Annotated in this window: 19 protein-coding genes; 6 read left to right on the top strand and 13 right to left on the bottom strand. The window is 71.7% G+C overall.

Translation table 11 applies throughout. The features are described from left to right. Positions 1-8: 8 nt before the first annotated feature. The 3 genes from ACH4RC_RS00645 to ACH4RC_RS00635 all read right to left on the bottom strand — a co-directional run bounded on the left by ACH4RC_RS00645 (position 9) and on the right by ACH4RC_RS00635 (position 2,629). Positions 9-305: a DUF4193 domain-containing protein gene (locus ACH4RC_RS00645; RefSeq protein ID WP_018535993.1), complete on the bottom strand. Its 297-nt coding sequence runs from the start codon at positions 303-305 to the stop codon at positions 9-11. Between the two features lie 427 nt (positions 306-732). After that, on the bottom strand, positions 733-1,968 hold the full coding sequence (locus ACH4RC_RS00640) for a sensor histidine kinase (RefSeq protein WP_398193291.1): 1,236 nt from the start codon (positions 1,966-1,968) through the stop codon (positions 733-735). Between the two features lie 7 nt (positions 1,969-1,975). After that, positions 1,976-2,629 (bottom strand): response regulator transcription factor, encoded by a 654-nt coding sequence (locus tag ACH4RC_RS00635; protein WP_398193288.1) that lies wholly within the window; start codon positions 2,627-2,629, stop codon positions 1,976-1,978. Between the two features lie 325 nt (positions 2,630-2,954). Here ACH4RC_RS00635 and ACH4RC_RS00630 point away from each other — a divergent pair, with 325 nt between their 5' ends. Continuing rightward, complete coding sequence (locus tag ACH4RC_RS00630) at positions 2,955-3,128, top strand: hypothetical protein (protein ID WP_356491039.1); 174 nt, start codon at positions 2,955-2,957, stop codon at positions 3,126-3,128. Between the two features lie 105 nt (positions 3,129-3,233). On the opposite strand, the gene ACH4RC_RS00625 is transcribed toward ACH4RC_RS00630, so the two are convergent. Further along, positions 3,234-4,031 (bottom strand): inositol monophosphatase family protein, encoded by a 798-nt coding sequence (locus tag ACH4RC_RS00625; protein ID WP_398195603.1) that lies wholly within the window; start codon positions 4,029-4,031, stop codon positions 3,234-3,236. 63 nt (positions 4,032-4,094) lie between these two features. Continuing rightward, on the bottom strand, positions 4,095-5,234 hold the full coding sequence (locus ACH4RC_RS00620) for a ferrochelatase (protein WP_398193285.1): 1,140 nt from the start codon (positions 5,232-5,234) through the stop codon (positions 4,095-4,097). Between the two features lie 162 nt (positions 5,235-5,396). Between ACH4RC_RS00620 and ACH4RC_RS00615 the strand changes: the two genes are divergently transcribed. Then, positions 5,397-6,653, top strand: a complete 1,257-nt coding sequence (locus tag ACH4RC_RS00615) for an MFS transporter (protein WP_398193284.1) — start codon at positions 5,397-5,399, stop codon at positions 6,651-6,653. Further along, the gene (locus ACH4RC_RS00610) at positions 6,601-7,932 is read left to right on the top strand and encodes a D-arabinono-1,4-lactone oxidase (RefSeq protein ID WP_398193282.1); all 1,332 of its coding nucleotides are present in this window, start codon (positions 6,601-6,603) and stop codon (positions 7,930-7,932) included. Before ACH4RC_RS00615 ends, ACH4RC_RS00610 begins: the two co-directional genes overlap by 53 nt. Positions 7,933-7,938: 6 nt before the next feature. On the opposite strand, the gene ACH4RC_RS00605 is transcribed toward ACH4RC_RS00610, so the two are convergent. After that, complete coding sequence (locus tag ACH4RC_RS00605; protein ID WP_398193281.1) at positions 7,939-9,213, bottom strand: hypothetical protein; 1,275 nt, start codon at positions 9,211-9,213, stop codon at positions 7,939-7,941. A 521-nt stretch (positions 9,214-9,734) separates the two neighbouring features. On the opposite strand from ACH4RC_RS00605, the gene sepH reads away from it, so the two are divergent. After that, the gene (gene sepH / locus ACH4RC_RS00600) at positions 9,735-10,805 is read left to right on the top strand and encodes a septation protein SepH (protein WP_398193279.1); all 1,071 of its coding nucleotides are present in this window, start codon (positions 9,735-9,737) and stop codon (positions 10,803-10,805) included. 97 nt (positions 10,806-10,902) lie between these two features. On the opposite strand, the gene ACH4RC_RS00595 is transcribed toward sepH, so the two are convergent. Continuing rightward, positions 10,903-11,763 carry a sulfurtransferase gene (locus tag ACH4RC_RS00595; protein WP_398193277.1) on the bottom strand — a complete coding sequence of 287 codons (861 nt, stop codon included), beginning with the start codon at positions 11,761-11,763 and terminating at the stop codon, positions 10,903-10,905. Between the two features lie 289 nt (positions 11,764-12,052). Between ACH4RC_RS00595 and ACH4RC_RS00590 the strand changes: the two genes are divergently transcribed. Next, a complete protein-coding gene (locus ACH4RC_RS00590; RefSeq protein WP_398193275.1) occupies positions 12,053-12,829 on the top strand; it encodes a VOC family protein in 777 nt (258 codons plus the stop codon). A 22-nt stretch (positions 12,830-12,851) separates the two neighbouring features. Here the strand turns inward: ACH4RC_RS00590 and ACH4RC_RS00585 are convergent, their stop codons facing one another. The 4 genes from ACH4RC_RS00585 to ACH4RC_RS00570 form a co-directional block, all read right to left on the bottom strand. After that, the gene (locus ACH4RC_RS00585; RefSeq protein ID WP_398193272.1) at positions 12,852-13,496 is read right to left on the bottom strand and encodes a thymidine kinase; all 645 of its coding nucleotides are present in this window, start codon (positions 13,494-13,496) and stop codon (positions 12,852-12,854) included. Between the two features lie 54 nt (positions 13,497-13,550). Next, the gene (locus ACH4RC_RS00580; RefSeq protein WP_398193270.1) at positions 13,551-14,738 is read right to left on the bottom strand and encodes an alkaline phosphatase family protein; all 1,188 of its coding nucleotides are present in this window, start codon (positions 14,736-14,738) and stop codon (positions 13,551-13,553) included. Beyond that, complete coding sequence (locus ACH4RC_RS00575; RefSeq protein ID WP_361077160.1) at positions 14,735-15,325, bottom strand: DUF5998 family protein; 591 nt, start codon at positions 15,323-15,325, stop codon at positions 14,735-14,737. Before ACH4RC_RS00575 ends, ACH4RC_RS00580 begins: the two co-directional genes overlap by 4 nt. A 67-nt stretch (positions 15,326-15,392) precedes the next feature. Continuing rightward, positions 15,393-18,212, bottom strand: a complete 2,820-nt coding sequence (locus ACH4RC_RS00570) for a GNAT family N-acetyltransferase (protein ID WP_398195601.1) — start codon at positions 18,210-18,212, stop codon at positions 15,393-15,395. A 191-nt stretch (positions 18,213-18,403) separates the two neighbouring features. Between ACH4RC_RS00570 and ACH4RC_RS00565 the strand changes: the two genes are divergently transcribed. Continuing rightward, a complete protein-coding gene (locus tag ACH4RC_RS00565) occupies positions 18,404-18,685 on the top strand; it encodes an HPr family phosphocarrier protein (protein ID WP_398193267.1) in 282 nt (93 codons plus the stop codon). A gap of 127 nt (positions 18,686-18,812) precedes the next feature. Here ACH4RC_RS00565 and ACH4RC_RS00560 read toward each other — a convergent pair whose 3' ends face one another. Both ACH4RC_RS00560 and ACH4RC_RS00555 read right to left on the bottom strand, forming a co-directional pair. Beyond that, positions 18,813-19,499 (bottom strand): GntR family transcriptional regulator, encoded by a 687-nt coding sequence (locus tag ACH4RC_RS00560; protein ID WP_398193264.1) that lies wholly within the window; start codon positions 19,497-19,499, stop codon positions 18,813-18,815. Positions 19,500-19,761: 262 nt separating this feature from the next. Further along, a complete protein-coding gene (locus ACH4RC_RS00555) occupies positions 19,762-20,550 on the bottom strand; it encodes a M23 family metallopeptidase (protein ID WP_398193261.1) in 789 nt (262 codons plus the stop codon). Positions 20,551-20,554 lie beyond the last annotated feature (4 nt).

Raw genomic sequence — 20,554 nt, 5'->3', positions numbered from 1 at the left:
ACCCCACCTCAGTCGCAGTCGCGGCAGATCGGCTGGCCGTTCTTCTCCCGCGCGAGCTGGCTGCGGTGGTGCACCAGGAAGCAGCTCATGCAGGTGAACTCGTCCTGCTGCTTGGGCAGGACCCGGACGGCCAGCTCCTCGTTCGAGAGGTCGGCGCCCGGGAGTTCCAGGCCCTCGGCCGCCTCGAACTCGTCCACGTCCACATTGGACGCCGACTTGTCGTTACGCCGGGACTTCAGTTCTTCGATGCTGTCCTCGTTGAGGTCGTCATCGGTCTTGCGTGGGGTGTCGTAATCCGTTGCCATGTCGCGCTCTCCCCCTCTGGGTGTATGCGGTGTCTCAGCGCACGTAACGCATGAGAGGCCGGACTTGTGCCCGACCTGAGGCGGAGATTTTGCCTCACATCAAGGTCTGTTACTCAATCGACACCCAACCGGACCGCTTTGTAGTGATCGGCTTGGGTGGCGAACCGGACCGTACACCGTCCGATTTAGCTCCGCACGGGCGCCACCCCGTGTACTTCCCGTGATCAAGCTGCCCGAAAACTCGGATTTTCCGGCTTTCAGGCGGCTTTCGCGATCACGGAGCGTGGAGGGCGGGAATAACGCCCTTGTGATCGATCACACACGACCCCTCTGGGCGCAACTCCCGAAAATTCCGCTATAAGCGAACCCCTGCCGCGCGTCGGCGGAAGCATGTCAGATCCATCGGTCCGTCGCACGTCGAACCGGCCTAGATCGGCAGCGTGACGCGCATCACGAGGCCACCTCCCTCGCGGGGAACCGCGCTGATCCGGCCACCGTGGGCGCGGGCGACCGAGCGGGCGATGGACAGTCCGAGGCCCACGCCCTTGTCGCTGCCCGTGCGCTCGGTACGCAGCCGCCGGAACGGCTCGAAGAGGTTGTCGATCTCGTACGCGGGAACGACCGGACCCGTATTGGTGACGAGCAGGACGGCCTGACCGTGCTGGGCATCGGTGTGGACCTCGACCCAGCCGTCCTCCGCCACGTTGTACCGGATGGCGTTCTGCACCAGGTTCATCGCGATGCGCTCGAGCAGGACGCCGTTGCCCTGGACGACCGCCTCCTTGCGCTCGCCGCGGATCTCCACGCCCTTGTCGTCCGCCTCGGACCTGGCCTGATCGATCGCCTGGGTGGCGACCTCGGCGAGGTCCACGGGCTTGCGCTCGACGATCTGGTTGTCGCTGCGGGCGAGCAGCAGCAGGCCCTCGACGAGCTGTTCGCTGCGCTCGTTCGTGGCGAGCAGCGTCTTGCCGAGCTGCTGGAGCTCGACCGGGGCGCCCGGGTCCGAGAGGTGGACCTCAAGGAGGGTGCGGTTGATGGCGAGCGGGGTGCGCAGCTCGTGCGAGGCGTTGCCGACGAAGCGCTGCTGCGCCGTGAACGCGCGCTCCAGGCGGTCGAGCATCTCGTCGAAGGTGTCCGAGAGCTCCTTGAGCTCGTCGTCCGGGCCGTCCAGCTCGATGCGGCGGGTCAGGTCCGAGCCGGCCACGCGGCGCGCGGTGCGCGTGATGCGGCCGAGCGGGGACAGGACGCGGCCGGCCATCGCGTACCCGAAGGCGAACGCGATGATCGCGAGGCCGAGCAGCGCCATCAGGGAGCGGCTCAGCAGGACGTCCAGCGCGTGCTGGCGCTGCTGGTTGACGCAGTCGTTCAGGGCGTCGTTGAGCTGGTTGTCCGTCGGGTCGGACGGGAAGGTGCAGACGGAGCTGACGAGGTTGTGGTTGATGATCTTGAACGGCAGCTCGCTGCCCACGTTGAGCGCCTGCGCCGCGAGCATGTAGATGATCGAGAGCAGCAGGATGCCCGCGATGAGGAACATCCCGCCGTACAGCAGCGTGAGCCGTATGCGGATCGTGGGGCGGAGCCAGGGGAAGGGCGGCTCGACCTTCGCGCCGGGCTTCCAGGTGGGTTTCGGTGGCGCGCTGGGTGGCGCTGGTGCGGCGGCCATGGAGGGATCAGATCCGGTAGCCGGAGCCGGGCACCGTGACGATCACCGCGGGCTCGCCGAGCTTGCGGCGCAGCGTCATGACGGTGACGCGCACGACATTGGTGAACGGGTCGGTGTTCTCGTCCCAGGCCTTCTCCAGGAGCTGCTCGGCGGAGACGACGGCGCCCTCGCTGCGCAGCAGTACTTCCAGGACGGCGAACTCCTTGGGGGCCAGCTGGATCTCCTTGCCGTCGCGGAACACCTCGCGCCGGTTCGGGTCGAGCTTGATCCCGGCGCGCTCCAGGACGGGCGGCAGCGGCACGCTCGTACGGCGTCCGAGGGCCCGGACGCGGGCCGTCAGCTCGGTGAAGGCGAAGGGCTTGGGCAGGTAGTCGTCGGCGCCCAGCTCCAGGCCCTCCACGCGGTCGCTGACGTCGCCGGAGGCGGTGAGCATCAGGATGCGGGTGGGCATGCCCAGCTCGACGAGTTTGCGGGCGACGTCGTCGCCGTGCACGAGCGGGAGGTCGCGGTCGAGGACGACCACGTCGTAGTCGTTGACGCCGATGCGCTCAAGGGCGGCCGCACCGTCGTACACGACGTCGACGGCCATGGCCTCCCGGCGCAGTCCGGTGGCCACCGCATCGGCGAGCAGTTGCTCGTCCTCGACGACGAGTACGCGCACGTCGCTGTCCTTCCTCTGGCCGCCCGCGAGCGGGTTCGGGCACGCGCGGGCGGATCTGTTTCCTGGGGTGTGAGCCTCCATCCTGCCCCTTTCGGCCATAAACCGGCTGTAAGGCGACCAGGCGCAGCAGCGGGGCCGGTTTTTCTGGCGCACCGAGGTTTCCCCGGAAGGGTCGTGGGGGAGGACGGGTTTACACCCGCGATCACGCTTTGTATGTGGCGTGCCACGAGCTGCCAGCCGCGGGGCGGCTGGGGACGTGATCGCCCCTTCCACAGGGCACACCCCCGTGCCACCGACCCACGACCCAGGACGAGGGGGCGCAACCATGGACGCATTCACCGCAGGACTTCTGCAGCGCATAAAGGCGGCCGAGTCCGACCTCACGCTGGCGCGCGAGACCGGCGACGACTTCCTTGCCGAGGTCGAGCAGGGCGAGCTGGACGACCTGCACCGCCTCGCCGCGGAGCACGGCGTGGAGATCCACGCCGCGAGCGCCTGACCACCGTTTCTCCACGTTCACGCACGGACACAGGAAAGGGCCCCGGCGCCTGATATCGATCCAGGCGGGCGCCGGGGCCCTTCGTCGTGTCGGCGGCCGGTCGTGTCAGTCGTGCCAGGCGCCGAGCTCCTCGAGGAGGCTCTGGAGCTGCTCGAAGAGGCCGGGCGGAGCGGCGACCGTCAGCTCGGGTGAGACGGGCTCGCCGGGGCGGCCGCCGGTCAGGAGGCCCGCCTCGCGCGCGATGAGGTCGCCCGCCGCGTAGTCCCAGGGGTTGAGGCCGCGCTCGTAGTACGCGTCCAGGCGGCCCAGGGCCACGTCGCACAGGTCGATCGCGGCCGATCCGCCCCGTCTGATGTCGCGGACCCGGGGGACCAACTCCCGTACGACGTCGGCCTGATGGGCCCTGCGCGTCTCCAGGTAGCCGAATCCGGTGCCGACCAGGGCCTGCGCGAAAGGCGGCGCCACGCGCGCGTGGGCGGCCAGGTCGTTCACGAAGGTCCCCTCCCCCAGGACGGCGCGGTAGGTCTCGCGGCGCATGGGCGCCGCGACGACGCCGACCAGGGTCTCGCCGTCCTTGCGGGCCGCGATGGAGACGGACCAGTCGGGGCGCCCGTACAGGTAGTTGACGGTGCCGTCGATGGGGTCGATCACCCACTGGACGCCGCTGGTGCCCTCCTTGGAGGCGCCCTCCTCACCGAGGACGCCGTCCTCGGGGCGGCGCCCGGCCAGGTAGTCCGTGATCAGCTTCTCGGAGGCGATGTCCATCTCGGTGACCACGTCGACGGCGCTGGTCTTGGTGGCGGCGACGCCGAGGTCGGCGGGGCGCCCGTCCCGCAGGAAGGCCCCGGCGCGGGCGGCCGCCTCCAGGGCGACGTCGAGCAGTTCGGCCTTGAGGCCGGTCAAGCCGGTCGGGTCGGCCTTGGGGTCGTCGGTCACGTCGGCCTTGGGGTCGGTCACGTCGGTTCCTTACGCGTACGGGCTGTCGGCGCCCGCGGCGGCGGGCTTGGGGGCGCGGGCCGGGCAGCAGCCCACGGGGCACAGATCGTGGCTGGCGCCGAGCGCGCCCAGGGCGCACGGCGTGACGTTTTTCCCGCTCTCCGCCGCGGCACGCTCCAGGATCAGCTCCCGTACGGCGGCGGCGAAGCGCGGGTCGGCGCCGACGGTCGCGGAGCGGCGCACCGGCAGGCCCAGCTCCCCGGCCTTGGCGGTGGCCTCGGTGTCGAGGTCGTACAGGACCTCCATGTGGTCCGAGACGAACCCGATGGGGGCCATGACGACGGCCGGTACGCCCGCGCCGTGCCGCTCCTCCAGGTGGTCGCAGATGTCGGGCTCGAGCCACGGGATGTGCGGGGCGCCGGAGCGCGACTGGTAGACGAGCTGCCAGGGGTGGTCGACGCCGGTCTCCTCGCGCACGGCGTCGGCGATCAGCCGCGCGACGTCCAGGTGCTGCTCGACGTACGCGCCGCCCTCGCCGTGCTCCTCGACCGGCCCGGAGGTGTCGGCGGCGGCGGTCGGGATGGAGTGCGTGCTGAACGCGATGTGGGCGCCGTCGCGGACCTCGTCGGGCAGGTCGGCGAGGGACTTCAGGACGCCGTCGACCATGGGGCGCACGAAGCCGGGGTGGTTGAAGTAGTGCCGCAGCTTGTCGATCTTCGGCAGCTCCAGGCCCTCGGCCTCCAGGGCGGCGAGCGACTCCGCAAGGTTCTCGCGGTACTGGCGGCACCCCGAGTACGACGCGTACGCGCTGGTCGCGAGAGTCAGGATGCGGCGGTGGCCGTCGGTGACCATCTCGCGCAGGGTGTCGGTCAGGTACGGCGCCCAGTTCCTGTTGCCCCAGTAGACCGGCAGGTCCAGGCCGTGCTCGGCGAAGTCCTTGCGCAGGGCGTCGAGCAGCGCCCGGTTCTGGTCGTTGATCGGGCTGACCCCGCCGAACAGGAAGTAATGCTGGCCCACTTCCTTGAGCCGCTCCTTGGGGATGCCTCGGCCACGCGTCACGTTCTCCAGGAACGGGACCACGTCGTCCGGGCCCTCGGGGCCTCCGAACGAGAGCAGCAGCAAAGCGTCGTAGGGGCGGGCATCAAGGCTGGCAGCGAGCGCGTCTGGCATGTCTTCGATCCTGCCACCCGCCACTGACAGGCGGAAAACTGCCATGCCGTCCGGTCCCTGACACGCGTAAGCTGTATCGGCCACATAAGCGACTTACCCCTTACGCCCGCCCCTGCCCAGTCCTGCCCCAGTCCTGCCCTGTCACGTTCCGCCGGAGTTCCGTTGCCCAGCCCGTACCGCGCCATATTCGCCCTGCCCGGCACCAAGAGCTTCTCGTTGGCCGGGTTCCTGGGCCGGATGCCCCTGTCGATGATGGGCATCGGCATCGTGACCATGGTCTCGCAGCTGACCGGGCGCTACGGCCTCGCGGGCGCCCTGTCCGCGACGGTGGCGCTGTCCGCCGCAGTGATCGGGCCGCAGATCTCGCGCCTGGTCGACCGGTACGGCCAGCGGCCCGTGCTCCGCCCGGCCACGCTGGTCTCGCTCGCCGCGGTCGCCGGAATGCTGCTGTGCGCGAAGTACGAGGCTGCGGACTGGACGCTGTTCCTGTGGGCCGCGTTCATCGGCTGCGTCCCGAGCGTCGGCTCGATGATCCGCGCGCGGTGGGCGGTCCTGTACGGGAACACCCCGCGCCGGCTGCATACGGCGTACTCCTTCGAGTCCGTGATCGACGAAGTCTGCTTCATCTTCGGGCCGATCATCTCGATCGGCCTGTCCACGGCCTGGTTCCCCGAAGCCGGGCCGCTCCTCGCGGGCTGTTTCCTCGCCGTGGGCGTCTTCTGGCTGACCGCGCAGCGCGCCACCGAGCCCACGCCGCACCCCCGCGAGCAGCATGGCGGCGGATCGGCGCTCCGCGCGCGTGGGCTGCAGGTCCTGGTGGCCACGTTCATGGCGACGGGCGCGATCTTCGGCGCTGTCAACGTGGTGACGGTGGCGTTCGCCGAGGACCAGGGACACAAGTCCCTGGCCAGCGTGGTGCTCGCCGTGTACGCCGCCGGGTCCTGTGTCGCGGGCGCCGTGTTCGGTCTGCTGCACTTCGAGGGGGCGCCCGCGCGCAGGTGGTTGCTGGGAGTCTTGGCGATGGCCGTGAGTATGATCCCCCTCCAACTGGTCGGGAACCTGGCGTTTCTGGCCGTGGCGCTCTTCGTTGCGGGCCTGTCCATCGCGCCGACGATGATCACGACGATGGCCCTCGTCGAGCAGCACGTACCACGCGCGAAACTGACCGAGGGCATGACATGGGTGAGCACCGGGCTCGCGGTCGGTGTCGCGCTCGGCTCCTCCGCGGGCGGCTGGGTGATCGACGCCGCCGGTGCGAAGGCCGGGTACGGGGTTCCGGGGATCGCCGGCGCCGTCGCGGTCCTGGTCGCGTTCCTCGGCTACCGCCGGCTGAAGCAGCCGGTTCCGCGGCGGGGAGGAACTACCGATGAGCACGGCGCAGACGAGCAGCGGCTCGAAGAGCGGCGGAGCGTGGCGTAACTGGGCGGGGAACGTCACCGCGCGTCCCGTACGGGAGGTGACGCCCGCGTCCGTGGAGGAACTGTCCGCCGCGGTGCGCCGGGCGGCGCGGGACGGTCTAAAGGTGAAGGCCGTCGGGACGGGTCACTCCTTCACGGCGACCGCGGCCACCGACGGGGTGTTGATACGCCCTCAACTGTTGACCGGTATCCGCACCATTGACCGCGCCAACATGACGGTCACGGTCGAGGCGGGCACTCCGCTCAAGCGGCTCAACCTGGCACTCGCCCGCGAAGGCCTGTCGCTCACCAACATGGGCGACATCATGGAGCAGACCGTCTCCGGCGCCACCAGCACCGGCACCCACGGCACGGGCCGCGACTCCGCGTCGATCGCCGCGCAGATCAAAGGGCTCGAACTGCTGACGGCGGGCGGGGAGCTGCTCACCTGCTCCGAGAAGGAGAACCCGGAGGTCTTCGCGGCCGCCCGGATCGGCCTCGGCGCGCTCGGGATCATCACGGCCATCACCTTCGCCGTGGAGCCGGTCTTCCTGCTCACCGCGCGGGAGGAGCCGATGCCCTTCGACCGGGTCATGGCCGACTTCGACGAGCTGCACGCCGAGAACGAGCACTTCGAGTTCTACTGGTTCCCGCACACCGGCAACTGCAACACCAAGCGCAACAACCGCAGCGCCGGGCCCGAGGCCCCCGTCTCGCGGATCAACGGCTTCATCGAGGACGAGCTGCTCTCCAACAGCCTCTTCCAGGTGGTCAACTCGCTCGGCCGCGCGGTGCCCGCCACGATTCCGACGATCGCCAAGATCTCCAGCAAGGCGCTCTCCGCGCGGACCTACACCGACATTCCCTACAAGGTCTTCACATCTCCGCGCCGCGTGCGCTTCGTGGAGATGGAGTACGCCGTTCCGCGCGAGGCGCTCGTGGAGACGCTGCGCGAGCTGAAGTCCATGGTGGACCGCTCGACCCTGCGCGTCAGCTTCCCGGTGGAGGTCCGCACCGCCCCCGCCGACGACATCGCGCTGTCCACGGCGTCCGGCCGCGAGAGCGCCTACATCGCGGTCCACATGTACAAGGGCACCCCGTACCAGCGGTACTTCACGGCCGCCGAGCGGATCTTCACCGCGCACGAGGGGCGCCCGCACTGGGGCAAGATGCACACGCGTGACGCGGCGTACTTCGCCGAGGCGTACCCGCGCTTCGGCGAGTTCACGGAGTTGCGCGACCGCCTGGACCCGGACCGGCTCTTCGGCAACGCCTACCTGCGCCGGATCCTCGGCGACTGAGCGCCTTCACTGGGCCGGGCTCTGCTGACCGGCCCCCGTGCCCGACCCGGTGTCCGCGCCCGGTCCCGCGCTCTGCGACGGGGTCGGCGTGGGCGTCGTGGTCGGCGTCGACCGGCCGTCACCGGAGTCCGACCCACTGTCCGAACCGCTGTCCGAGCCAGGGTCCGAACCCGTGCCGGAGCCGGTGTCCGAGCCCGTGCCGGAGCCGGAGCCGTCGCCCGAACCGGCGCTGTCGCTCGGCGTCGGGGTGGGCGTCCCGCTCCCGTCCGTCGAGGAGCCGTCGCCCTGCTGCGAGCCGCTGTCGGAACCGCTGCTGCTGCCGTCGGACGGCTGCGTGGTGCCGGGGGTGGAGTCGCCGTCCCCGTCGTCGTCCCCGGCCGAGCGGTGCCCGCTGAGGGCGTCCCGGAACGTGGTGCTGCCGCTGTCCCCGCTGAAGCTGTGCCCCGCCACCAGCTCGTACGTCGTGATGCCGCCCATGGTGACGCCGAAGACGACGGCCGCGGCGATCAGCGGCCGCTTCCAGCTCTTGACGCGAGTGCGGTGGACGGTGCCCTCGGTGAACTCCTCGTCGGCGGGCGGCAGCTCCGCGGCGGGCCGCAACGCGCGCGTGGCGTCGTCGACGCCGGGCGCGCCGGCCCTGAGGAGCTGCGTCTTGTCCGGGTCGGCGGTGCCGAGCAGCCGCGTCTCCTCGAAGTCGGCGGCCGCCGTACCGAGCAGCCGCGTCTCAGCGGAGTCTGTGGTCACCGTGCCGAGCAGCCGCGCCTCCCCGAAGTCCGCGGCCGCCGTGCCGAGCAGCCGCGTCTCCTCGGAGTCCCGACCCGTCGTACCGAGCAGCCCCTCCGTGGCGGCCACCTCCGCCCCCGTCCCCCACGTCGTGGTCGTGGGCAGCGCGCCGGGCTCCATGGCCTTCGTGACGTCCGTGGCGTCCGTGGCGCCCAGCGAGGCGTCCGAGCGGAACGTGCGCGGTACGGGACGGCCCTGCGCCGTCACCGGTATCTGCTGCCCCTTGGGCTTCGTCTGCACCGCGACGTCACGTATCTGCTCACCGGTGCGGCGGAAGAAGTGCTGGAAGACGGTGCCGCCGCAGGTGGCGATGGCGCTGACCACGCCGGCGCCGAGGATCGTCCCGTAGACGCCGAAGCTGGAGGCGAGTTTGGCGGCCACGACCGCGGCGACGGCACTGCCCGCCACCTGAGGCACGCTCAGATCCAGCCGCTTCTTCCCCTGGGGCGCACCCTGCCCGCCTTGCTCGTCGCGGGAGTTGTCCGGCCTCTCACCCATCTCCGGTTCTGACCAGCCTTTCTCGACATACCGCCTTATTTCACACTGAAGCTCCCGAGGCTACGCGAACTTCCTGTGCCGTATGAGAAAGGGACGTATGGCCGAAGCAGTCAGTTCCGTTTCTGGAGATTCCGTGAAGCACGCCACGCGCATCCGTCGCGAATCGGACACACACCCAAGGCGCCCCGGGCCCAACTCCCGCACGGCACGAGAACTTCGGCGGCGCGCCGATCCACGCGAGTGGCCCGAATGGAGTACTGTTGCGAGCCCTGGGTCCGGTCTCCCGCCAGGGTGTCCGGGGCCTTCCAGGACCACCGGGAGGGGGCTCGTTGCACAGGGTGACGACTTTTGTCACTTAGCGTTGCGAACGGATAACCGTGCCATAACGGCGCTCTCGGGCCGATGCCCGACACGCCGGGCAACTCGGCAAGGTTGTGGCAGGCTGCACCCGGGCAGGCCACACTCGACTAGCGGAAGCAGCGACGCACGTGACGTCGGCAGGCACCACCCGGGAGGTCCCCATGCCCGAACTGCGTGTCGTGGCCGTCTCTAACGACGGCACACGGCTGGTGCTGAAGGCTGCGGACAGCACGGAGTACACGCTTCCGATCGATGAGCGCCTCCGGGCCGCCGTGCGCGGCGATCGTCCGCGCCTCGGCCAGATCGAGATCGAGGTGGAGAGCCACCTCCGCCCACGCGACATTCAGGCGCGTATACGGGCAGGCGCGTCCGCCGAGGAGGTCGCCCAGTTCGCGGGCATCCCGGTGGACCGCGTACGCCGCTTCGAGGGCCCCGTGCTCGCGGAGCGCGCCTTCATGGCCGAGCGGGCCAGAAAGACCCCCGTGCGCCGGCCCGGCGAGAACACCGGCCCCCAGCTCGGCGAGGCGGTGCAGGAGCGGCTGCTGCTGCGCGGCGCCGACAAGGAGACCGTGCAGTGGGACTCCTGGCGCCGCGACGACGGCACCTGGGAGGTCCTGCTCGTCTACCGGGTCGCGGGCGAACCGCACTCGGCGAGCTGGACGTACGACCCGCCCCGCAGGCTCGTCCAGGCCGTGGACGACGAGGCGCGCTCGCTGATCGGCGAGTCCGACGACATCGGCGCGCCCGAACCCACGTTCCCCTTCGTGCCGCGGATCGCGCGACTGCCCAGGGACCGCCCCCTGGACCGCGCTCTCGACCGGCAGTTGGAGCGTCCCGCGCCGCCGGAGCCGCCCGCCGAGGAGAACCTGCCGGCGATCGCCTCCTCCTCGGAGCGCGACTCGCTGACAAGCCTCCTGGAGGCCGTCCCCAGCTACCGCGGCGACATCGTGGTGCCCGAGCGTCCGACGACGGCTCCCGAGCCGCCACAGGAGGAGCCGGAGCCGCCCGCCGCCGTCGAGCTTGAGGAGCCCGCCGCGCCCGCCGCGTCGGCCGGGGCCGGAGCCGCGTACGCGGACGTGCTGATGCCGCGCAGCGTCGCGGGCCACCGGGACCGCCTCACCGGCACCACCGACCGCCAGGCCGAGGCCGACGGGGTGCGCCCCGGACGCCGCGCCGCGGTGCCGAGCTGGGACGAGATCGTCTTCGGCACGCGCCGCAAGAAGCAGGAGTAAGTACTCAAAAAGCAGGAGTGAGTACTGCTGAGTGCAGCCGTATGTGAGTGGCCCGCGCGGACTGATCGGCGCGGGCCCTACGACGTACGCGTGACCGCTACTGCGGGTCCGGGCCCGTCGCCACCGGGCGGGACGTGTCGGCGGACCACTCCGACCACGAGCCCACGTACAGCTGTGCGTCGATGCCCGCCACCGCGAGCGCCAGGACCTCGTGGGCGCCGGACACGCCCGAGCCGCAGTAGACGCCGACTTCGCCCGCTCCCCCGGTCGCGCCCAGGGCCTTGAAGCGGTCGGTGAGTTCGGCGGCCGGGCGGAACCGGCCGTCCGCCCCGACGTTCTCCGTGGTCGGCGCCGAGACGGCGCCCGGGATGTGGCCGCCGACGCGGTCGATGGGCTCCACGTCGCCCCGGTAGCGCTCGGCGGCGCGGGCGTCCAGGAGGAGCCCGGAGCGGGCGAGAGCGGCGGCGCCGTCCGCGTCGAGGAGGCCGGTGGCACCGGGTGCAGGTTCGAAGGTGCCGGGCTCGCCCGGCGTCCGGGCCCCCTCCTTGAGCGGGCCGTCCCAGGCGGCGAGGCCGCCGTCCAGGACCCGTACGGACGGGTGGCCCGTCCAGCGCAGCAGCCACCAGGCGCGGGCCGCGGCCCAGCCCTGCCCGCCGTCGTACACCACGACGTCACGGTCGGCCGAGACGCCCGCCGCGCGCATCGCCGCGCCGAAGGCGGCAAGGTCGGGCAACGGGTGCCTGCCGCCGCCCGCACCGGCGTGACCGGCGAGTTCCGTGTCGAGGTCGACGAAGACGGCGCCGGGGACATGGCCCGCGACGTACTCCGCGCGGCCGTCGAACGCCGGCTCCCCCGTGGCTTTCGCGGTACTGAGCTGCCAGCGGACGTCCAGCAACACGGGCGGGTGTTCGCCCGCCAGCTCGCCCGCGAGGTCGGATGCGGTGATGATGGCATTCATGGGGGTCATCCTTGCTCATGGTCTGGCCCGAGCGCCCACCTTCGGATAGCGTGCTCGATCGACTACCGAGCGTCATTCGGTCGGACACGGCCGGGTCGTGGCGCGGAAACGTCTGAGAAACAACGTTTCGGGCATTCTCTGTGCGGAGCCCAGCGGATTCGGCGCGGCCAGGAAGCGCCCCGCGGCACGGAGTGCCACCATCGAGCACGGGCGCGACGATACGTGGGTTCCCGGGTGCGGGCCCTTGAGGGGTCCGTTCCGAGGGTTCCATTCCGAGGAGAGAGTGACGATGACCGAGGCAGCAGCCAGGCGTGCGCCGGGGACACCCTGCTGGGTGAGTCTGATGGTGCACGACATGGCCGCGACCCAGGAGTTCTACGGGGCACTGTTCGGCTGGGAGTTCCGGCCGGGCCCCCAGCAGCTCGGCCCGTACGCGCGGGCCCTCCTCGACGGCAGGGAGGTGGCCGGAATCGGCGAACTGCCGCCCGACCGGCACCTGCCGATCGCCTGGACCCCCTATCTGGCCTCGGACGACGTGGACGGGACCGCCGCGTCGGTGCGGCAGTGCGGCGGCACCGTCGGCGTGGGCCCGCTGGACGCGGGCGAGGCGGGCCGCATGGCCATCGGCTCCGACCCGTCGGGCGCCGTGTTCGGCATCTGGCAGGCGGCGGAGCACCTGGGGATGACGGTGACGGGCGTACCCGGCGCGGTGGCGTGGAACGAGCTGGTGACGCGGGACACCTCGAGCGTCTCGAAGTTCTACCAGTCGGTCTTCGGCTACACCGAGGAGGCCGTCGTCTCCGCCGACTTCGACTGTCTGACGCTGCTCGTGGAGGGGCGTCCGGTGGCCTCGGTGCAGGGCGTGGGGCATGCCCTGCCGCGCCATCGCGGATCGCACTGGATGACGTACTTCGAGGTCAGCAACGTGGACGAGGCGGTGGAGCGGGTCGCCGACCTGGGCGGCCACACCGTGACGGCCGCACGGAACGGGTCGCTCGGCAGGGTCGCGCGGGTGGCGGACCCGGAGGGGGCGGAGTTCGCGCTCGTGACGTCGCCGCCGTCCTGATCCGGCCGGAGAACGGGCGGCCTCAGGCCACGGGGAGCACGTCGGGCGACAGGGCCGCCGCCCGCGCCGTCGCGCTCGTCGTGCGCTTGCGGTGGTGGCGCCTGCACAGCACCTCGTAGCCGATCTCGTCCTCGGCGTGGTTGACGTCGCCGACGACGACCTGGGCGCCCTCGACGACCATCTCGCCGTTTATGGTGCGGGCGTTGTGCGTGGCGCGGGCGCCGCACCAGCAGAGCGCCTCGACCTGCAACACCTCGACGCGGTCGGCGAGTTCGACCAGGCGCTGCGAGCCGGGGAACAGCTTGGAGCGGAAGTCGGTGGTGATGCCGAACGCGAAGACGTCGAGGTCGAGGTCGTCGACGACGCGGGCGAGCTGGTCGATCTGGCCCGGCGCGAGGAACTGCGCCTCGTCCGCGATCACGTAGTCCACCTTGCCGCCCTGCGAGAGGCGGTCCACGACGTACGCGTACACGTCCAGGTCGTCGGCGACCTCGACGGCGTCGGTGACCAGGCCGAGGCGGGAGGAGAGCTTGCCCTCGCCGGCCCGGTCGTCACGGGTGAAGATCATGCCCTGGAGTCCGCGGGCCGAGCGGTTGTGCTCGATCTGCAGAGCCAGCGTGCTCTTTCCGCAGTCCATGGTTCCGGAGAAGAACACCAGCTCGGGCATGGCGGTACGAGCACCTTTCACGTGAGATGAGACGGACGACAGGGGGAGCGGGTTTCAGGGGCGTACTTCGAGGAGCGGTACGAGCTGTTCCGCCGGGGTCATCGAGCCATGGTTGCCGACCATCAGGGACTCCTTCGGCTCGGTGCGCGAGGCGGTGATCAGCACATCGTCGCGGGCGGCGGCGATGACGTCGCCGAGCCGCTCGCGGACCCGTACGTCGACCTGCGGCCCGAACCAGCCCGCCGCGATCGCCTCCTCGCGGCTCGCGACCCAGAACTGCTCGCCGAGTACCTCGCGCCAGACGGCGAGCACGTCACCCTGCGCGCCGGGCACCGCGTACACGTGGCGCGCGCGCCCCTCGCCGCCCAGCAGGGCGACGCCCGCGCTCAGCTCCCAGTCCTCGTCGAAGTCGATACGCGACTGCTCGTCGAAGGGGATGTCGAGCATGCCGTGGTCGGCGGTCACGTACAGGGCGCTGCGCGGCGGGAGTTGCTCGGCGAGGCGCTGGGCGAGCCGGTCCACGTACATGAGCTGGCCGCGCCAGGGGTCGGAGTCGACGCCGAAGCGGTGGCCCTTGCCGTCGACCTCGCTGTAGTACGTGTAGACCAGAGACCGGTCCCCCACGGCGAGCTGGGCCGCGGCCAGGTCCATCCGGTCCTCGCCGGAGAGGCGGCCGTGGAAGGTGCCGCCACTGAGCGCGATCTTGGTGAGGGGCGTCGACTGGAAGGCGGGCGCGGAGACCTGTGCCGTGTGGACACCGGCATCATGGGCGCGCTGGAAGATCGTCGGGTACGGCTGCCAGACGTGCGGCTTCGTCCACGGGGTCCAGCGGAGCTGGTTCATCAGCTCGCCGGTGGCGGGGTTGCGCACCGTGTAGCCGGGCAGGCCGTGGGCGCCGGGCGGCAGGCCCGTGCCGACCGAGGCGAGGGAGGTCGCGGTGGTGGCGGGGTAGCCCGCGGTGATCGGGGCGCCGGTGCCGCCGCGCGAGGACGCGATGAGGGAGCTGAGGAACGGGGCCTCGCCCGGGTGCGCCTTGAGTTGCTCCCAGCCGAGGCCGTCGATCAGGAAGACGCAGGCACGGTCGGCCGGGGTGAGTTCGGGGATCACGGCCTCGCAGCCGGGGACGCCCAGGTGGGAGCCGAGGGTGGGCAGCAGGTCGGCGAGCGATCCGGTGCCGTACGCCGGGACGGGAGCGGTGTGGACGGGCAGCGGCTCTACGTCGTCCCAGGCGGCCTGGGTCATCGGCGTCCCGCGTCCACGGTGGCCTCGGAGAGCGCCTGCGCGAAGGCGAGGGCCTGGCGCACGGTCTCGGGTCCGTCGCCCGCCTCGCTGACGCGCAGGCTCAGGTCGTCGGCGGTGGAGCTGCCCGTGTAGCCGTGGTCCGCTTCGCAGTTGGGGTCGCCGCAGGCGGCGGGCTCCAGGTCGATACGGGAGACGGCGCCCCAGCCGATGGTGAGCACGACCTCGCGCGGGAGCGTGCCCGGTACGTACTTCTCCGGATTGGCGACGACACGGCTGAGGACGACCGAGGAGATCCGGTCGAGCTTCACGGACTCCGTGGACGTGGTCGCGTACGGCGTCGGGGACGTGGTGTCGGCGGCCTGCTCGTCGGTGTGGCTGACGATGAAGCGGGTGCCGGTCAGGACCAGGACGGTGACATGCCTGCGGACCTCGTTCGCGTCGAACGTGGTCTCCTGGTGCACGAGGTACGACGAGATCGGCTCGCCGCCGACCGCGGCCTCCACCGCCTCGGCCACGAGGGCCGGGTAGTAGCCGCTGCGCTCGATCGCCGCTCGCAGCCCTTGGGTCGTCGTACTGGTCTTGGCCATGGGGTCCATCCTAAGGCCGGACGAAGGCTGCCGGTGCGCCTGTGGATAACCGCCGGGAGGCCTGCGGTCAGTAGGCGACGGGCAGGGTGCGCGGGCCGAGGTCGTCGCGGGCGGGGGGCGGGGCGAGACGGACCGTGGCGCCGAGCACCGTCAGGCCGTGCTGGGCGACGACCACGGGTTCGAGCGTGACACCGACCACCTCGGGGTGGTCGTCGACGAGGCGCGAGACCCGCTGGAGCAGCTCCTCCAGGGCGGGGGTGTCGACGGGGGCGGCGCCGCGCCAGCCGAACAGCATCGGTGCCGTCTTGATGGAGCGGATCATCGACTGCGCGTCCCGGTCGGTCACCGGGACCAGGCGGTGCACGGTGTCGCCGAGCAGTTCGGACGGGGCGCCGGCCAGGCCGAAGGAGAGCACCGCGCCCGCGGCCTGGTCGATGACGGCCCGTACGACGGTGTCGACGCCGCGCGGGGCCATGGACTGCACGACGGGCCGCAGCTCGGCCGGGGTGCCAAGGTGCTCGGTCAGCTCCTCGTACGCGCGCCGCAGGTCCGTCTCGTCGGCGAGGTCCAGGCGTACGCCGCCGAGGTCCGCGCGGTGGCGCAGGTGCGGGGCGGTCGTCTTGAGGGCGACGGGGTAGCCGAGGGCGCGCGCGGCTTCGGCGGCGCCGGTGGCGTCGGGCGCGGGCAGGGTCTGCCGAATGGCGATGCCGTAGCGCGCGAGGAGGTCGCGGGCCTGCTCGGCGGTGAGTTCGAGGCCGCGCGGGTCGCCCTCCTTGGCGAGCAGTTCGTCGATGAGGGCGGCGGCCCCGGCCACGTCGACGTCCTCGTACTCGGGCACCTTGCCGGGCTCGGCCGCGTCGCGCCTCCACTGGGCGTACCGCACGACCTCGGCCAGGGCGCGGACGGCGCGCTCGGCCGCGGGGTACGCGGGGATGAGGCGCGGCGCGCCCTCGGGTGCCCTCTCGGGTGCGGGCATGGGCAGGGACGCGCGCGTGTCGGGCGCGTTGGGCCCGGTGCTGGCCGCGGCGGAGAGCGCCTCGGCGAGGCCGCCCAGTTCGACGTGGACGACGAGGACGGGCTTGGCGGGGGCCACCGCGGCGGCGGCGCTGAGGGCGGCCGCGAGCTCCGCGTCCCCGGCCGGGTCCTCCCCCACCGCGGGCATCGCGGTGACGACGACGGCGTCGGTCTTGTCGTCGGCCAGCGCCTCGTCGAGCGCGGCGCGGAAGTCCGCCGGGGTCGCCGCCGTGGTCAGGTCGCGGGGCGGCTTGGGGCGCAGTCCTTCGGAGAGGCACACGTCGTAGGTGAGCAGGCCGAGCGACTCGGAGTTGCCGAGGATGGCGACGCGCGGCCCCGCGGGGAGCGGCTGGCGGGCCAGGAGGAGGCCGGTGTCGACGAGTTCGGTGATCGTGTCCACGCGGATGACACCCGCCTGGCGCAGCAGCGCGGAGACCGTCGCGTACGGGAGGCGGGTGGCCCGGACGGTGTGCCCGGTGGGGGCGATGCCGCTGTGCCGGGCGCCCTGCACGACGACGAGCGGCTTGGCCTCGGCGGTGCGGCGCGCGAGGCGGGTGAACTTGCGCGGGTTGCCGATGGATTCGAGGTACATGAGGGCGACGTCGGTGTCCGGGTCGTCGTACCAGTACTGCAGGACGTCGTTGCCGGAGACGTCGGCGCGGTTGCCCGCCGAGACGAACGTGGAGATGCCGGTGGCGCCGGTGACGCCGCCGCCCCTGCGGTGCAGGCGTGCGAGGAGGGCGATGCCGATGGCTCCGGACTGGGCGAACAGGCCGATGCGCCCCGGCCGTGGCATCTCGGGGGCGAGGGAGGCGTTGAGCCGGACGTCGGGTGAGGTGTTGACGACCCCGAACGCGTTCGGCCCGATGAGGCGCATGCCGTAGGTGCGGGCCTGCCGGACCAGTTCCCGCTGGCGTTCGCGGCCCTCGGCGCCGCTTTCCGCGTAGCCGGCGGAGACGACGATCAGCCCTTGTACGCCGCGTTCGCCGCACTCGGCGACGACCTCGGGCACGTACGGAGCGGGGACGGCGACGACGGCCAGGTCGACGCGGTCGGCGGGGTCGATGTCGCGCACGCGGCGGTGGGCGGGGATGCCGTCGATCTCGGTGAGGCCCTCAGGGAACGCCTTGTTCACCGCGTGGAGGCGGCCGGTGTATCCGGCGTCCCTGAGGTTGTCGAGCACGCCGCGGCCGACTCCGCCCGGTGCGCGTCCGACGCCGATCACGGCGACGGAGCCGGGGGCGAGGAGGCGCTGCACGGAGCGGGCCTCGGCGCGCTGCTCACGCGCGCGTTGCACCGCGAGGGACGCCTCGGTGGGTTCCAGGCCGAACTCGAGGCGGACCACGCCGTCCTCGAAGCTGCGCTTCTGGACGTATCCGGCGTCCCGGAACACCTTGATCATCTTGGTGTTGGCGGGCAGCACCTCGGCGGCGAACCGGCGGATGCCGCGCTCGCGCGCGACGGCCGCGATGTGCTCCAGAAGGGCGCTCGCCACCCCTCTGCCCTGGTGGGCGTCCTGGACGAGGAAGGCGACCTCGGCCTCGTCGGCGGGGGCGGAGGCGGGGCGGCCCGTGGCGTCGATCCGGTCGTAGCGGACGGTGGCGATGAACTCGCCGCCCACCGTGGCGGCGAGCCCCACGCGGTCCACGTAGTCGTGATGGGTGAAACGGTGGACGTCCTTGGCCGACAGGCGCGGGTAGGGCGCGAAGAAGCGGTAGTACTTCGACTCGTCCGAGACCTGCTCGTAGAAGCTGGTCAGGCGCTCCGCGTCGGCCGGGGTGATGGGCCTGACGCGGGCGGTGCCGCCGTCGCGCAGCACCACGTCCGCCTCCCAGTGGGCGGGGTAGGCGTGCCCGTCCGACGGGGTCTCCATGCCGGTCTCCATGCCGCAAGAGTAGAGCGGGGCACCGACAAGCCGTACGGGTCGCGTCCCGCGCGCGTGGGAGGCAGGCTATGGATGGCCGAGAGGCGGCGAGCGACGGGGCCCGGGTCCACGTCGATCGACGCTCCCCGGTGTGTGAGAATGGTCTAGACAACCTTGGAACATCTGAAGGGCAGCATCACATGGCTGAGCGCCGCGTCAACGTCGGCTGGGCCGAGGGCCTCCACGCCCGCCCCGCCTCCATCTTCGTCCGCTCGGCCACCGCGGCCGGCGTCCCTGTGACGATCGCCAAGGCCGACGGCAACCCCGTCAACGCCGCGTCCATGCTCGCCGTGCTCGGCCTGGGCGCCCAGGGCGGCGAGGAGATCGTCCTCGCCTCCGACGCCGAGGGCGCGGACGCCGCGCTCGACCGGCTGGCGAAGCTGGTCGCCGAGGGCCTCGACGAGCTGCCCGAGACCGTCTGATCTGTTTTTCACGGCGCAGCCGCGCGATTCCTTTCGGGACGCGCGGCTTCGTCGTTTTCGAACTTCGGCCCAATTCGGTCCCGCGATAAGCGAAGAATTCTCCACCACTTTGTATACGGGCTTTCTGTTAATTCCGGAGCCTCGCCGTGTTTACGGCATGTTGCGAAGTCCTCACCGGGCCGCCCGCGCGCGGGACCCGCAGTTTGTGGGCCGGCGCGGTGCGTTCGGCATGGCGGGCGGTCAGCGTGCGGGCGCGCTCGGCGTCACCGCGCGCCACGGCGTCGACGATGGCGCCGTGCTCGGCCCAGCACTCGGCCGGCCGGTCCGGGCTCTCCACGGCGTACATCCACGCGATCTTGTGCCGGAGCTGAGCGAGCAGGGCGATCAGGCCGGGGCTGCCGGAGGCCTGCGCGAGCGTCTCGTGGAACCAGCCGTCCAGGGAGCGCAGATCCTCGTCCCGGTCCGCCCTGGAGCGCTCCTGACCCAGCCTGACCAGGCCGCGCAGGACTTTCAGATGGGCCTCGGTGCGGCGCTGCGCGGCCCGTGCGGCGCCCAGCGGTTCGATCAGCAGCCGGACCTCCAGGAGGTCGGCGGCCTCCTGTCCGGTGGGTTCGGCCACGCACGCGCCCGCGTGCCTGCGCGTGACGACGAACCCCTCGGCCTCCAGGGTGCGCAGCGCCTCGCGCACGGGCACGCGCGAGACCCCGTAGCGGCGCGCGAGCAGCTCCTCGGTGAGCCTGCTGCCGCGCGGGTGGACGCCCGTGACGATGTCGTCGCGAATCGCGGTGCATACCGAGTGCGCGGGAATCCGCATGCTTCGACCTCCGCTATTGATCCCCGCACAAAGCGGTTGACCGACGCCCTTGCGGGCGCGCTCACAGCAACTTCGCTCCGACTCTATTCCACGGTTCCCGAATTTCCGACGCCGGACCGGAATTCAGGGATAACTTTTGGCCAGACGGCAAGGACCGGACGGCCGGGAAGTCGGCGGGCGGCCCGGTCGCACGCGAAAGCCCCGGCTCGGTGAGCCGGGGCTTTCAGGGCTTGCGGGCCTTGCGGGGCGGTTGCCGCGTACGTCAGACGTTGACGCCGTGCGAACGCAGGTACGCCAGGGGGTCCATGTCGGAGCCGTACTCCGGGCTCGTACGGGCCTCGAAGTGCAGGTGCGGGCCCGTGACGTTGCCGGTGGCGCCGGAGAGGGCTATCTGCTGGCCGGGGGTGACCGCCTGGCCGACGGAGACGCCGATGGAGGACAGATGACCGTACTGGGTGTACGTACCGTCGTTCATCTTGATCACGATGTTGTTGCCGTACGCGCCGCCCCAGCCGGCCTCGACGACGGTGCCCGCGCCGACGGCGTGCACGGACGTGCCGCTCGCCGCGTGGAAGTCGATGCCGGTGTGACTGCCGGAGGACCACAGGCCGCTGCTCGCCTGGTAGCCCGTGGAGACGTACGAGCCGGAGATCGGCGCGACGAAGCTGTTGAGCAGGCGCTTGCGCTCGGCCTCGCGGGCGGCGCGCTCCTTGGCCTCGCGCTCCTTGGCGGCCTTCGCCTCGGCCTCGCGCTTGGCCTCCTCCGCCTTCTTCCTGGCCTCGGCCTCGGCCTTCGCCTTGGCGGCGGCCGCGTCGGCGGCCTTCTGCTGGGCGGTGGCCTGCGCGTCGATCTGGGCGGCCAGGGAGTCGCCGATGGCGATCGCCTGGGTCAGGCCGTTCTGCTCGGGGGCCGCGGGGGCGGCGAGCGCGGGGGCGGCGAGGCCGCCGACGACACCGGTCGTGGTGAGCGCGGCGACGCCCGCGACCTGCGCGGTGGTGCGCGTGATGCGGCTCGGACGACGGTGCTTCCCGGTGGCACGGGTGAACGCCATGCGG

This window comes from Streptomyces sp. NPDC016845 (assembly GCF_044332585.1).
Lineage (GTDB): Bacteria > Actinomycetota > Actinomycetes > Streptomycetales > Streptomycetaceae > Streptomyces.
The sequence above is the reverse complement of the archived record's forward strand: the minus strand, read 5'-3'. Positions and strand labels throughout refer to the sequence as shown.

What these genes read in the sequence shown, in the direction of transcription:
- ACH4RC_RS00575 (WP_361077160.1), bottom strand. Translation starts at nt 15,325, where the DNA reads ATGGCCAAGACCAGTACGACGACCCAAGGGCTGCGAGCGGCGATCGAG.
- ACH4RC_RS00605 (WP_398193281.1), bottom strand. Translation starts at nt 9,213, where the DNA reads ATGGGTGAGAGGCCGGACAACTCCCGCGACGAGCAAGGCGGGCAGGGT.
- ACH4RC_RS00555 (WP_398193261.1), bottom strand. Translation starts at nt 20,550, where the DNA reads ATGGCGTTCACCCGTGCCACCGGGAAGCACCGTCGTCCGAGCCGCATC.
- ACH4RC_RS00565 (WP_398193267.1), top strand. Translation starts at nt 18,404, where the DNA reads ATGGCTGAGCGCCGCGTCAACGTCGGCTGGGCCGAGGGCCTCCACGCC.
- ACH4RC_RS00610 (WP_398193282.1), top strand. Translation starts at nt 6,601, where the DNA reads ATGAGCACGGCGCAGACGAGCAGCGGCTCGAAGAGCGGCGGAGCGTGG.
- ACH4RC_RS00645 (WP_018535993.1), bottom strand. Translation starts at nt 305, where the DNA reads ATGGCAACGGATTACGACACCCCACGCAAGACCGATGACGACCTCAAC.
- ACH4RC_RS00640 (WP_398193291.1), bottom strand. Translation starts at nt 1,968, where the DNA reads ATGGCCGCCGCACCAGCGCCACCCAGCGCGCCACCGAAACCCACCTGG.
- ACH4RC_RS00570 (WP_398195601.1), bottom strand. Translation starts at nt 18,212, where the DNA reads ATGGAGACCCCGTCGGACGGGCACGCCTACCCCGCCCACTGGGAGGCG.
- ACH4RC_RS00630 (WP_356491039.1), top strand. Translation starts at nt 2,955, where the DNA reads ATGGACGCATTCACCGCAGGACTTCTGCAGCGCATAAAGGCGGCCGAG.
- ACH4RC_RS00595 (WP_398193277.1), bottom strand. Translation starts at nt 11,763, where the DNA reads ATGAATGCCATCATCACCGCATCCGACCTCGCGGGCGAGCTGGCGGGC.
- sepH (WP_398193279.1), top strand. Translation starts at nt 9,735, where the DNA reads ATGCCCGAACTGCGTGTCGTGGCCGTCTCTAACGACGGCACACGGCTG.
- ACH4RC_RS00590 (WP_398193275.1), top strand. Translation starts at nt 12,053, where the DNA reads ATGACCGAGGCAGCAGCCAGGCGTGCGCCGGGGACACCCTGCTGGGTG.
- ACH4RC_RS00620 (WP_398193285.1), bottom strand. Translation starts at nt 5,234, where the DNA reads ATGCCAGACGCGCTCGCTGCCAGCCTTGATGCCCGCCCCTACGACGCT.
- ACH4RC_RS00580 (WP_398193270.1), bottom strand. Translation starts at nt 14,738, where the DNA reads ATGACCCAGGCCGCCTGGGACGACGTAGAGCCGCTGCCCGTCCACACC.
- ACH4RC_RS00585 (WP_398193272.1), bottom strand. Translation starts at nt 13,496, where the DNA reads ATGCCCGAGCTGGTGTTCTTCTCCGGAACCATGGACTGCGGAAAGAGC.
- ACH4RC_RS00560 (WP_398193264.1), bottom strand. Translation starts at nt 19,499, where the DNA reads ATGCGGATTCCCGCGCACTCGGTATGCACCGCGATTCGCGACGACATC.